12 protein-coding genes and 1 pseudogene are annotated in these 12,471 nt (G+C 63.5%); all 13 read right to left on the bottom strand.

The annotated features are described in order from the left end of the window. Window positions 1-65 precede the first annotated feature (65 nt). Window positions 66-509, bottom strand: a complete 444-nt coding sequence (locus ATY29_RS24395; protein ID WP_244597435.1) for an acyltransferase — start codon at window positions 507-509, stop codon at window positions 66-68. A gap of 50 nt (window positions 510-559) precedes the next feature. Further along, a complete protein-coding gene (locus ATY29_RS24390) occupies window positions 560-1,918 on the bottom strand; it encodes a hypothetical protein (RefSeq protein WP_097537388.1) in 1,359 nt (452 codons plus the stop codon). 86 nt (window positions 1,919-2,004) lie between these two features. Beyond that, window positions 2,005-4,092, bottom strand: coding sequence for a phage tail tip lysozyme (locus ATY29_RS36980; protein ID WP_165779451.1), 2,088 nt, complete (start codon window positions 4,090-4,092; stop codon window positions 2,005-2,007). Between the two features lie 178 nt (window positions 4,093-4,270). Further along, window positions 4,271-4,588: a hypothetical protein gene (locus ATY29_RS24380; RefSeq protein ID WP_097537387.1), complete on the bottom strand. Its 318-nt coding sequence runs from the start codon at window positions 4,586-4,588 to the stop codon at window positions 4,271-4,273. Further along, window positions 4,585-5,592, bottom strand: coding sequence for a tail fiber domain-containing protein (locus tag ATY29_RS24375; protein WP_097537386.1), 1,008 nt, complete (start codon window positions 5,590-5,592; stop codon window positions 4,585-4,587). The genes ATY29_RS24380 and ATY29_RS24375 overlap by 4 nt, the downstream gene beginning before the upstream one ends. Further along, entirely contained in the window at window positions 5,558-5,974 is a 417-nt protein-coding gene (locus ATY29_RS24370; RefSeq protein ID WP_097537385.1) for a GNAT family N-acetyltransferase, read from the bottom strand. The genes ATY29_RS24375 and ATY29_RS24370 overlap by 35 nt, the downstream gene beginning before the upstream one ends. Then, window positions 5,971-7,781, bottom strand: a pseudogene (locus ATY29_RS24365) (hypothetical protein). Before ATY29_RS24365 ends, ATY29_RS24370 begins: the two are co-directional and overlap by 4 nt. After that, the gene (locus ATY29_RS24360) at window positions 7,778-8,485 is read right to left on the bottom strand and encodes a phage adaptor protein (RefSeq protein WP_097537384.1); all 708 of its coding nucleotides are present in this window, start codon (window positions 8,483-8,485) and stop codon (window positions 7,778-7,780) included. Before ATY29_RS24360 ends, ATY29_RS24365 begins: the two are co-directional and overlap by 4 nt. Before the next feature lie 45 nt (window positions 8,486-8,530). Beyond that, window positions 8,531-9,094: a hypothetical protein gene (locus ATY29_RS24355; RefSeq protein WP_097537383.1), complete on the bottom strand. Its 564-nt coding sequence runs from the start codon at window positions 9,092-9,094 to the stop codon at window positions 8,531-8,533. Window positions 9,095-9,251: 157 nt separating this feature from the next. Then, window positions 9,252-10,037, bottom strand: a complete 786-nt coding sequence (locus ATY29_RS24350) for a hypothetical protein (protein ID WP_097537382.1) — start codon at window positions 10,035-10,037, stop codon at window positions 9,252-9,254. 21 nt (window positions 10,038-10,058) lie between these two features. Then, window positions 10,059-11,033, bottom strand: coding sequence for a phage major capsid protein (locus ATY29_RS24345; protein ID WP_097537381.1), 975 nt, complete (start codon window positions 11,031-11,033; stop codon window positions 10,059-10,061). A gap of 32 nt (window positions 11,034-11,065) precedes the next feature. Then, window positions 11,066-12,082 carry a hypothetical protein gene (locus ATY29_RS24340; RefSeq protein WP_097537380.1) on the bottom strand — a complete coding sequence of 339 codons (1,017 nt, stop codon included), beginning with the start codon at window positions 12,080-12,082 and terminating at the stop codon, window positions 11,066-11,068. A gap of 71 nt (window positions 12,083-12,153) precedes the next feature. Next, entirely contained in the window at window positions 12,154-12,465 is a 312-nt protein-coding gene (locus tag ATY29_RS24335) for a hypothetical protein (protein ID WP_097537379.1), read from the bottom strand. Between the last annotated feature and the right edge of the window lie 6 nt (window positions 12,466-12,471).

Genomic DNA, 12,471 nt, shown 5'->3' with positions numbered 1-12,471 from the left:
ATGCTGGTTCTAATGCCAGAACATCGCCTGATTTGGCCGATCAGCAAAAACAGCTCACCGTACGCTCACAATATTTTGGCACCCGCGCCGATCCAGACATCATCACCAATTTTGACAAAGCCAATTTCGGCCTTCTGAAGCCTGATCAGCGTATCGCGCCTCATGCCGTGGCCGTGATCGATGATCTGGACATCAGAGCCGATCAGGACATCATTGCCGATTGATATCCGGTTCTTCGCCGTGATGATGTTGCGCCGGCCGATTACGGTGTTGTTGCCGATGAAGACTTTGGGCTCTGGCATTGTAAGTTGAAAGAACGACTGATCTTGAATGGTGACGTTATCGCCGACCTTAAGGACGGCATGGGCGACCAGGCGGAACTCAGCGCTGCGCTTCACCACAAGATTCTCGCCGGCCGCTGTGAAGTAGCGGTAGCGCTTATAAGCAGTGACGAGTCGCTGGATTACGCCGCCTCGATTGCGATATGATGCCTTGTCGACCTGTGCCATTTCAACTCCTGGCGTGCTGCCAGCATGTCAAACATAGGTGTGGAGCTTATTCAAGAGCTCCTTCCGCAAGGGAAATGGAAGCCATCGTTCCAGATCCAGATACTGCCGGTAGAGCCGCCTAAGACCACGCGAATTTGCCGACTTGTATTTGTCCATATCTCCTGCGACCCCACTGCGAAACTGCTCGCTACCTGGATAGTGCCGACGTTGCCGCCATCACTGCCGGCGCCTGCAACAAGCGAACCTTGTGCAGGGTCGGATAGCAGAGCTGCGTTGGTCGTTGCCGACGACGTAAACTCAAAACGCAGCTTCGATTTGACCTTCACCCCATTCGGCACCGTCAGGGCCAGGAGCGCCGAGGTCGTGGTGATAGCGGCACCGATCGCATCCTTGACCGGCGTCAGGAAGGTATATTCGTCACGGGGATACATGACAAACGGCCGAATGTTCGAACTTCCATCGGTCAGGACGACGCCGATGCATTTGACGACGGTATAGCCGGTGAGCAGCGTCGTGGTGATGCCGCCAATGGTTGGGGAACTCGAAAGAACCACGTCGAAAGACAGGTCTGCGTCCTTGCGCAAGGCATAGGCAAAATAAGTCGCATTTGCTGCCACCGCGCCGGCGTCGAGGCCGCCCGCGCCCATTCCGGCGGCAAACGTTCCCGTCACCCTCTTTGTGAATGAGGCTGCGCTGGAAACGAAACTCGCCCCTGACCTGGCAGAGCCGGCGGTGAAATCTATATGGGTGTTCGGGGTGCCGCCGTTGTTGGAAAGGATGAGCCCGACGACGAAGTCGCCGACCGCCGCGCTGTCGGCTTTACTCTGGATCCTGGCGAAGAGCTTGTTGGTGAAGAAAGCCGCACCGGAACATATGATGTTGACGCTATAGCCATCCTTGAGGACGAGGGTGGCCGCGCCGTCGATCGTCTCCGAGCCGTTCGGATCGATCGTCACGTCCCCGCCATCGGCGATAACGCAATAGTGCCAGTTTGCGCCGAGCGTCGATGCTGCGGTCAGGGTGAGTGTGGCTGCCGCGGTAAAGCGATGAACCGCGCTGCCGTCGGATGCGAGCGCCATGTAATCGCCTGACTTCGCCGCATAGACCAGAGCCTGATCGAAGGAGACGTCGACGCCGTTCTGGGCAAAACCGAGCAGGCCGCCGCCCTTCAGATAGAGGCCGGTCTGCGGGGTAGAGGCAAAGCCGATGCCCGGCGCAGACACGGTTCCGCCCGCGGCCTTGAGGGGCGCGATCATCGGCGCTGAGCCGTCGCGCGGCAGCGAATTGGTGATTTCGTTGCCGAGGTCGGTGGTCAGCGCGTTCCACGGTGCGGGATCAATGATCTGACCAACGGAAGGTGTCGTGCCGGCGGGTTTTGAATAGACGCCGGTTGATGGGTTTCTGGGCATTTACCGTCTCCAAAAAGGAAAAGGTCCCGCGAATTGCGAGGCCTTTTGTTGTGCAGTCGTTAGTCGTCCGCAGAAGCCTGAACCGGCTACCACAGGCCAGTTTGCTGCCGTCCAAGCAGTGCACGCACGAGTGCGTCCGCCGATGGCTGTTTCTGACCTCGCTTCATCGTCTCCTGCGGGTTGCGAGAGCCTTGGCTCGGCGTCGCAATCGGTGGATTGCCGGGCTGAGCGAAGGGATCGGCAGTGCCCTCCGTTTGGTACTGCGGCATGAAGCCCCTGGCTCTGGCGAGCCGGTTGGAGACCTCCGGGTTTCCACGCTCATTATAGCCTTTAAAAGCCCAGGCTCTGTTCATGAGGGATTGCGCTTCCTCGAGTGATTTGGCGGCGTTCAGCCTGGCGATCAGGTGGGGATTCTCCTGCAGGAAGAATTCGGCCTGCGTCTGCGGGCTGATCGCCCCCACCTTTTCCCCCTTTTGAGCCGCAAAATCGTAGAGCGCTTGCAGGCGGGTATTGCGCCACGACATGATGCCGCCCGAGGTGCCCTTCTTTCCGCTCGCGCTCGGATCGGACCAGGAGCTGTTGGCTCGCTTGCTCGAGAACCGGCTTTCGGACTGGCCGGTCGAGGCGATGGCCGCCAGACCGTAGGGGTTGGTGACCTGGATGACCGAGCCATTCTTCGTCTTGTAACCGTTCTTCACCGTGTCCATGAAGCCGTGGAAGACATCGGAGTCGGCGGGTTGCTGGCTGGGCGCGCCTCTTACCGCCTGCCGATCGTGGCGGCCGGGTTTCGGTGTGGGAACGGGCACTTTATCGGGTAGAGCGAAGAGATCGTCGCCGGGCAGCTGGGGCGCCGTCGAGGGCTGCTGGCGGCGCTCGTCGGTCGTCATCTGCGGATCGGGATATTCCGGCCTCGGCGTGGGAACGGGCCCCTTGGCCGGCTGGGACGGCACGGCATGGGCAACGCCCTTGGACTGTGCTGCGATTGCCGCTTCAATCATGCTGTCCGGATAAAGAGCGCCGGATGTTCCCTGTTCCTGAGTGATGAGGGCGCGAACAAACTTCTTTGCCATTGCCGGGTCGGTCAGTTGCAGATCGTCGTCAGGGTCGATGCCCATCATTTGCGCAATGTTGGCAGCCGCCGTGAAAGATTTAGGCGTCCATCCGCCGGCTCCAGCAATCATCTGATTCGGGGTCAACATGCCTTTTCGATACTTCCTCATGATCTGCCAGACATTGTGCCGCATGCCCGCTTCCGGCGTGGCATAGACGACTTGCGGGTCGCCCTGATCGGTGTTCTCGGAAGGGCCGATGATCCCTGGCCCATGCTGCCCGGCGTATTTGAGATTGGCGGGATTGTTGTTGCGCATGCCGGGCGGCAGTTTGGCACTACGAACGGGATCGGACAGAATGGTTTGAAGCTCTGCCCCGTCGTTTGCGGATCCGGCGCCGCCGCCGCCAGCAGCTGGCGCCGCTGGCTGTTGGCGGCGCTTGTCCGTCGTCACCTGCGGGTCGCGATAGCCAGGTCTCGGCGAGGGAATGGGTCCGTTGTCAGGCAGCGGAGCGAAGGCATCGTCGCCCGGTTGATCGGCCGCCATCGGCTGCTCGCGGCGATCGTCGGTCGTCACCATCGGGTCGCGATAGCGCCGCGGCGTCGGAATGGGAGGGTTGGCAGGCGGAGCGAGGGCGTCATCGCCAGGCTGACCGGCCGCCATGGGCTGTTCCCGTCGATAGTCCGTCGTGACCATCGGGTCGCGATAGGGCTTCGGCGTCGGAATGGGCCCGTTGTCGGGCAGCGGCGCGAAGAGACCGGCGCCGGGCTGGGCGGCCGTGGCCATGGGCTGTTCGCCGCGGTCGTCCGTCGTCATCAGCGGGTCGAGATTGGGCCTTTCCGGCGGAACGGGCCCGTTGTCAGGCAGCGGCGCGAAGGGATAGTCGCCCGGATCGCCGGGCGGCGTCGCGCTGCCGTCGCCGCTTGCCTGCTGCTCCTGCCGGCGGATCGCCAGCCCACCCAGGAGGGCCTGGACAAGACGCGCAGCCCCTTGCCAAGGGGATTGTATGGGACCCGACTCCATGCCCTGCCGCAGCATGGCATCGGCCAGCTGCTTGCGCCGGTCGCTGATGTCGCCCTGTGTCTTGCCGGTATCGCCGCCGAAAATGAATGACGCTAGTGACATTGGTCCACTGCCCTTTCGTAGAAGACGCGGTCGAAACCGTCTGCATGTTTGAACACGGCGTCTGGATGGATTTTTCACACATTGTTGAACACGAGGCCGATCCGGATCGGACCGCCGTCCATCGGTAAGGGTCGACCGGCAGGCCGTTATCCCCCGCCGACGCGGCAGATGTCCTTCTTCAGCCGCCAGTCCGGCGCGTCGGTCCGCCACCGAAGAACAGCGACAGGAAGCCGGGAGAGGCCGGTGCCGACGTGGAAGGCTGGCCTGTCGGAGCGCCGGCACCTTGACCGGCGCCTGCCTGCTGCGCCTGCCGTTGTTGGCGAACCGCCAGGCCGCCGAGCCCGCCCTCGGCAAGCCGCGCGACCCCTTCCCAGGGCGATTGCACCGGGCTGGTATCCATGCCCTGCTGCAACATCGCGTAGGCCAGCTGCTTGCGCTGGTCGTCGATATCACTCTGTTTTCTGCCGGTATTGCCGCCTGAGATGGTTGGGATCATGCGACGGCCCTTTCGTAATCGACGCGATCGAACCCGTCGGCAGCTTCGAACACCGATTCCGGGTGAACCTCCCGCACATCTTCCGACATCAGGCCGATCTGTACCGGGCCACCCTTCTTGTAGCGGAAGGCGTAGACCGGCAGGCCGTTATCCAGCGTGCCGACACGTTTGATATTCTCCTTCAGCCGCCGGTCCGATCCCATCGCCCAGCCGCCGAGCAGCGAGCCGCCAAGCCCGAACAGGCCTCCCATCGCCGCGTTCGACTTGGCCAGTTGCTGGTTGTACTGGCCCATTTTCTGATTGTAGTTCTCATTGATCAGCCCGGCCTGATCGACAGTCGGCAGCTGCGTCGTCGGCGAATTGACATAGCTCGGCTGGTGCACCTGCGAGCCCGACATCAGCGCCGAAATCTCGTTCAGCGGCTGGTTGCGCTCGGTCAGGATGGCGTTCTGGGCATTCGAATACATGTCGCCGAGATACTGGTCGGAGGCGGCTTGCTTGCGGGTGGAGAAATCGCGCATGGCGTTGTCGTAGGCAGCCGAGCCCATCGAGATGCCCTTGTCGGCCAGGCTCTGATCGAGGCTCGCCTGGTCGCGGTCCCACTGGTTGTCGAAGCCGGACTGCCAATGGTCGTTGACGTATTTGTCGACATTGCCGGCGCTCAGATCGACATTGGTGCCGAGCACGCCGGAGATCTTGTTGGTCTGGTCGTTGGCGAGCCTGGCAAGGCCGAGCTGCGTCTGCTGCGTCTGGTCGTAGATCGCCTGGTTCTCGGGCGAATAGGTCTGATAGGCGGAATAGGTCGGCAGCTGGTAGGTCTTGCCGGTCTGATCTTTCATCGTCTGGTAGCCGCTGACTTTGTATTCCAGCGAACCATCCGGCGTGTACTGGTTGGTGTGGCTCAGTCCCGCATTGGCGATGGCGGTGTCGACGTTGGTGGCCGTCTGGGCCGCCGCGGTCTGTGTCGGATCAGGCGCCTTCGGGGCCTTCGGCGTGGAGACCATAGGGAAAATCCTCCTTCATGATTGCGTAAAGCAGCGCGTCGCACTCGTCGAAATAGGCCTGCTGGCGGCCTTCCAGCCGGGCGCCGAGCCTTGTCAGCATCGTCTGGGTCACGATGTTGTCGGCCCGTGTCCTGGCGGTTGCGCGGCGGCAGCCGAGTTGATGGGCGACATAGCGGAAGACCGATCGCATCAGCGTCCGCGTCAGCCGGTCGGCGGCCAGCGAAACCTCGACGTCATGTTCGCTCCAGACATTGAAGACGAAGCCGGCGATGATCCGGCCGCGGTCGATTTGGGCAAGCGTGGTGTAAGGCGGGTGGAAGGTGACGCCGATCCTGCCGCCCACCCAGGCGGCGATCTCCTCGCTGGGTTGGCTGACGATCAAATCGGCGCACCCTTTTCGTAAAGCACCGAGCCGCCGACGACGGCGGCCTCGGAGACGGAGCCGGATGAGCCGGAGATCAGCGCCCGGATCGTCGGCGCCAGCGCCGAGCCCGCGCCGCCGGCGGAGGCGAATCTGCGCACCAGCGAAATGCCAGGGAATTTCGACACGCCCCAGATCGCCGTTCCCCATTTCGCCGCCGCATTGTTTTCGACCGAGGAGAGCAGCGCTTCTGGTAATCGACTGAGATCCCGGCATACATCACCGTGGAAACGCCGATCTGCGCCGTCACGCCGATCAGCTTCGAGAGCTTGGTCGAGAGCCCGTCGCCATAGCGGCTCCAGGCGCCGACCATCAGCGCGTCGATCGCCACGCCATTGTCGTTGGCGCCGACCTCGGCCTCGTAGACCGTGCCGTCGGCCGCCCCGAAGAACAGCCGGTCCTGCCATGTCGCCCAGCAGGAGGCCGACATGCCGACGAAGCGGCACCAGGCCCCGGTTTCGGTGTTCATCACATATTGATAAGGGCCGAAGGAGGACGGCAGGTTGACGATCGCCATCTGCCGGGCCGGGAAGCTCGAAAGCTGCCACTCCTCGGATGTCGTGCCGGTGGCGGCCACCGTCTCGCGCCATGTCGGGCCAATCCTGGCGGTAATCGCCCCAAGGCTGGTGGCGCCGCGATCGAGCTGCACCGCCTTGGTGATCGGCACGATGCCGTCGGTCGTCATGATCGCCAGATCGGCGCCGACCGACAGCAGGCAGCGATCGCTGCCGAGCGGCCGGCCGAGCTTGAAGGTGCCGATCAGGCTCCAATTGGCCGCATTCGAAGGATCGGAACCCTGGAAGACGATCACCTCGCCTTCCGAAGAGATCAGCACCAGGCATTGCTGCAGGCCTGTGGACACCGGAATGGTCCAGACGTTGATCGCAACCAGCGTGCCGCCATATTTCATATTGCCGCCGACCGGCAGGACCGTCGCCGTGCCGCTGACCGCATCGGTGGCGAGATACCAGACATTGGTCGAGTTCTTCTCGATGAACCACAGGCGCGAGCGATAGGCCGTCACCGCGATCAGCAGCGAGGCGTCCGGAATGCCCGTGATCATCGTCGATGGGACATAGGGTGTGGCGACCGAGCCTTTTTCCAGCTGCGCATTGGTGACCGATCCCGTCACGGTGACGGTGAGCGTGCCGGCCGCCGGCGTGAAGGTGAGCGATACCCGGTTGGCGACGCCGGTGCCGTTCAGCGTGGCGGCGAAGGCGCCGGAAAGCGCCACCGAGCCGGTGCCGAAGAAGCTCAGCGTATAGGCCACGTTGCGGATGGCGACGTTCTGGGTGGCGAGCGTTGCGGTGCCGGTGAGAAAATTGTTCGTCCAGGAGGCGCCGTTGAAGAGCAGCGGCGTGTCGAGGCCGTTGACCAGGCGCAGGAATTCCTGGCCGGCCGGGTTGGTATATTGCTGCACCGACCAATGGGCGCTGGCGAGGCCGGAGACGACGGGCGCACCGGCAGCCCCGCCGACCGTCACGTCGAAGATCTTGTCGCCGGCGGCGGCAAACAGCCTGTTGCCGACTCCGGGATAGGCAATCACCGTCTGCACGTCGCCGCCGAGACCGGTGGCGAAGGGAAGGAAGCCGTAGCGGGCGCGAACCCGGTTGGCTTCGGGAAAGAAATTGTCGAGCTGAAAGGCCGCATCGGCAGGCATATCGGCCATCTCGACATCGGTTCGCCAGCCGCCGATCGGCGCGGTCCAGTCTTTGCCCGGCGAAACGCGGCCGGTGCGGCCGTTGGGGGGAACAGGTCTGCGGGTCATGGATTTGCCCCCGTGATCGTGCCGGGCCAATAATTCTCGAGCGCCTGGCCCCTCGCCGGCAGCGACAGGTCGACGGGCGCTGCGGCGCGATCGGCGCCGATCGCGGCTTCCTTGGCGCGCTCGAAACTGGCGATCTCCTCGCCGTAATCGAGGCCCTTGGCCCGCTTCCAGCGCCAGATCAGCGAGAGTTCGAGAAGGTCTTCGGGGAAACGGGCGGTATCGGTGTCGTTGGCCCAGTTGCCGGCAAAACTCGCGCCGCCATTCACCGCCACCCAGAAGCCGGAGATATATTGGTATCTGATCGTCTCGCCCGCGGCGTTCGGGTAGATGTCGAGCTTGCCGCCGGCCAGACGCCAGATCTGCGGCACCGGGTTCGAATTGAGGATCGTCTGGCGCTGCCAGGTCTGCGGCTCCACCGGGCCGTTCAACTGCCAGAGGCGCGAAGCGTTCCAGATCTTCGCATTGGCGGCAAAGCGGTCCCAGTCAGCGGGCGGCTCGGCCGGCTCGGGGTTGGCGCCCGTCGCGGTGAATTGCCGGTCGACCGAGAGCGCCGACCAGTCATGCTCGCGCATCAGGTCGCGTCCGGCGCGGGTGGAGAGGATGCGCAGCTGCATGATCTGCGGATCCGCCGAGGACATGACAGCCGTCGGCGGATCGAGGTCGATCTCGGCGCAGACATTCTGAATGATGGTCAGCAGCGACATGCGGGAGATCTCCGGTTCAGAGCAGGATGTTGGTTCAGCGCTTCCTCAGGCCGCCTGCCGGCTGCGGCCCTTGCCTTCACCGTCCTTTTCGATCGCCTCGAAACGCAAGGCCATCTCCCTCATCTGCTCCTGCAGGCGGGTGACCTCGCCCTTCAGCCGCTCGTTTTCGGCGGCAAAAGCAGAGGCGGCGCTGGAATTCTCGGCGGTTGCGAGATAGGCCCGGGCGGCGGCGGTCAGTTCGTTGGCGCCCATGCCGATCTTCTGCTTGGCGGTGTCGGAAAGGGCAGCGAGCTGCTCGACGGTATAGATATTGACCGCCTCCATCTCCTTGATCTGGCTGGGCTTCAGGTAGGGCCACTGCGAAAGCGGCGTGCCGGTCAGCTGCTCGCGGGCCTCGGCCCCTTCCTTGAAGCGCTTATAGGCGTCGGCAAAGCGCTGTTTGTCGTTGTCGGTCACCTCGCGGTAGACTTCGGTATGCTTGTCGCCTGCGATGAAAATGCGGACGAATTCCTTATCGGCAAAAATCGGCCGGCCCTCCTTCTCGGTCAGAAAGGTCTGTTCGACCGGCTCGAGGCTGAAGGAGGCATAAATTCCGGTGTTGTCGGGCATGGTGCTTGCTCGCTGTTGATGGCGGGGAGATGTGGATGGGTGGGGATGCGCCTAGTGTGATGTTGACAAAGCGTGCTCGCCGCTCGCGCTGGAGGGCGCGGCCTGCCCCTCAAAAAGAGGTCGGCGAAACGGGCGCCGAAACGCCCGTTGGCTTGCGTTAATTCACCTTCGACAGAAACGGCCGCATCAGCGTCGCTTCGAGCACGCCCGTCGCGGTGATGGTGATGCCCGTGCCGTTGGCGGTGGCATTGGCCGAGAGCGTGATGCTCTGGACAACGCCGTTCGGATTGTAGGTGATGCCCGAGATCGTCGTGCCACCCGCAATACCCGTGCCGGCAACCGCCGCGCCGATGAACGGGCCGGAACCGGCATTGAGGCCGGAAAGGCTGGTCAACAGGTTGGAGCCGTTGACGGTGGTTGCGGTGAAGGTCTGGTTGGCGGCAGCGAAGTTGACGTTGGCGATCGCCTTGGTGGTTGTGGTGGCCGAGGCAGGCGCACTTGCCTGGCCTGCGGTGGCGGTGGTTTCGGCAACGACGAGGGCGGCCGTTGCAGTCGCCACCTGCGACGGCGCCTGGCCGTTGCGCTGCAGCCAGATGTAATAGGTGCCGGCTGCAAGGGTGACGGCACCGACCGGGCCGCCGGTCACGGTCGGCGGCTGGGCAGCCCCGGAAAAGACGCCGCAGCGCTGGCCGACGACGGCAGCCGCCGTGGTCAGCAGCGAGGCGACATAATCCCGGGTCCACTGGAACCACTGGCCGGGCTGCAGGGTCGTCTGCGAGGCGAGCACCAGCTGGCAATAGACCCATTCGGATTCACGGTCGCCGCCGGCGATAGCGCCGAGGGCGAAATTCGGGCCCGGAATACCGGAGCCGGAGACGATCGGGCCTTCGACGACGAACGGGTTCGCGCCAAGACGATCGGACTGGATGGTTGCGATCGACATTTGCTTGTTCCTTTCGTTCGATCAGGCGAACAGCACGCCCTGCAGGAAGGCGTTGTTCATGGTGAGGTTGCCGGCGAAGCCCATGAGCTGCACGAAGGCATCCTGGTTGGTGTTCACGCGCTCATCGCCGATCGGCGCCATGTCGCGGTCGCGGTGCGGGCGGTAGAACAGGTATTTGGTGTTCAGGAAGAACATCTGGTTGAGAGGCGCACCGCCGCCGAAGCCGCCGTCGAAGATCACGTCGGCGCCCATGTATTGCAGCGACTGGAAGCCGGCCATGCCCTTGTCGGCCGAGGTGATGCGCTGGATCGCCTGCAGCGATTCCCAGTAGAGGCGGAAGAAGTTGTTGTCGGCAACGACGAGATCGGGCGCGTCGGAGCCGCGCACGCAGGACATATAGAGCCGGTTCATGTAGCTCTGGATGTTGGCATTGGTGGCGGCCGCACCGCCGTCGGCCGAGGCCGAGAATTTCTGGTTGCGCCAGAAACCCCAGGTGGCGCGCGAGATGCCGCCGACGGTGCCAGAGGTCGGCGAAGTCGAGATCAGCAGCTGCAGGCCGCCGATCTGCCTCCCGCCATCGGCCGTGCCGTCGGAATAGCAATCGAGCGCGATGTTGTTCTTCAGCGTCGTCTCGGCGTTCTCGATGCGCTGCTCGAGCAGATCGAGGATCGCATCCTCGCCCGAATTCTGCAGCTGTTCGAGGCCCGACATGGAGACGGCGACCGCGGCCTGCTTGAGATCGTATTCGGCGGCGGTGATGACGTCGGAGGGCTGGACGTTCAGGATGTCGTAGCCGGAATAGCGCTTGAAGGTGGAATTTTCCTGGTACTGCAGTTCCTGGACGATGGTGCGGCCGCCGGAAATGGGCTTCTTGCGGCCGCGGCTGTTGAGACGGGTGAGAAGACCGTTGTTCTTCGTGACGTCGTCGGCGACCGTGCCGCTGCGGTTGCGCAGCGTCGTGGTGACGATTTCAGAGAGGTTGGGCGAGATGGGCATCGATCATTCCTTTGATCAGAATTGGCCTTTGATCAGACTTGGCCGCGCGAAAAACGCATGGCGTCGCGCAGCGAGTCCCGGATGGAGGTGGGCTGGCCTCTTGCCGCGTCGCGGGTCGGGCCCGGTGCGGAGGAGCCAGAGATGGATCGCGAGGCGCGGCGGGCTTGATCTGCCGCTGCGGCCCTCTGGGCTTGGTGTTGGTGGAGCGGCTGCGCAGTCTGGCTGATCAACTGGCGGCGAATGTCCGGGCGCATCCAGCATGCGGCGTCGTAGGCGTCCTGAAGCGACGATGCCCGCCCGGCGTTGATGAGGGCGACCATGTCGTCAAGCACGTCTTCGGCATGCGCGTTTGCCGGGTCGGAAAGGAAGGCATCGACTTGAGTTTCGGTGTCCCTTTTCCGCAGAACGTGTTCGACCGTGTCCTCGACATTGAGGGATCGAGGCTGCGGCTGTATCTGCTGCGCATTGCGCTGCAGGGTCTCCCCCGTCTGACCGTTGACGAGGGCGTGAAGATCGACCCCGGCCACCTTGGCGACGTGAAGAACGGTGTTGACGGGATCGCGGATCAGCGCCTTTTCCCAGTCGATCGCCCGGCGCATGACATCGGCATGGGTCATGCCGGCCTGGCGGATCAGCGGCGTGAATTCCTCGAGGCCCCTGTAATCCTGCAGCACGCGGAAGCCGTTATCGACCTCCTGTTCGCGCTTGGCGATCGCTGCCTGCACCTCGCCGGGAAGACTTGTGAATTGCGCCTTGGCTTCCGCCGACCAGCCGGGCGGCACGCGACTGCCGCCGGCGGCGGGCTGCTCGACGCCCTGCCCCCGGCTCTCAGCCTGCTGCACCTGCTGGACGGCGGCTTGTTCCTGCCCCTTGGCGAGGAAGCGGCCATTTTCGCCGTCGCGCGGCTGGCCGGCGGCATCGGCCGGTCCACTGCCTTCGACGGTGTCGATGGCCGCCTTCAGGCTGTCGCGGATGCTGACGGGCTTGTCGTCGAACGCACCAAAATCTTCGCTGCCGTTGCCGGCCTCGTTGAGGTCTTCCATATCCATTGGGAAATTTCCTATGTCGGGGATTGATGCCCGGTTCAGGCGTTGTGCATGTCGTTGTCCCGCGACATGCGTCAGGCGTTGTATTCGGCGTAAACCCGCCGCAGCTCCTTGCGGATCTCGTTGCGATCCGTCTTCGGTTTTTCGATCGGCCGGGGCTTCTCATTGCCGATTTCTTCCACGCCGGCCGCGCGGTACTCGGAACGCAACTTGGCTTTCGAGGTGTAATGCCGGCCGTCATGCATCGACCGGATATCGATGCTGTCGCTGACGAAATGCGGCGCCGGCAGATCGGATTGCGCCGCATTTTGCGCCTGCATGCAACTCTGCGGCCATTGGTCGAGTTGGTGCCAGCCGCCGCAGACGCGGCAATAGCGTTCTCTCATGTTTTT

It is taken from the genome of Rhizobium hidalgonense, from assembly GCF_002914525.1.
GTDB lineage: Bacteria > Pseudomonadota > Alphaproteobacteria > Rhizobiales > Rhizobiaceae > Rhizobium > Rhizobium hidalgonense.
The sequence above is the reverse complement of the archived record's forward strand: the minus strand, read 5'-3'. Positions and strand labels throughout refer to the sequence as shown.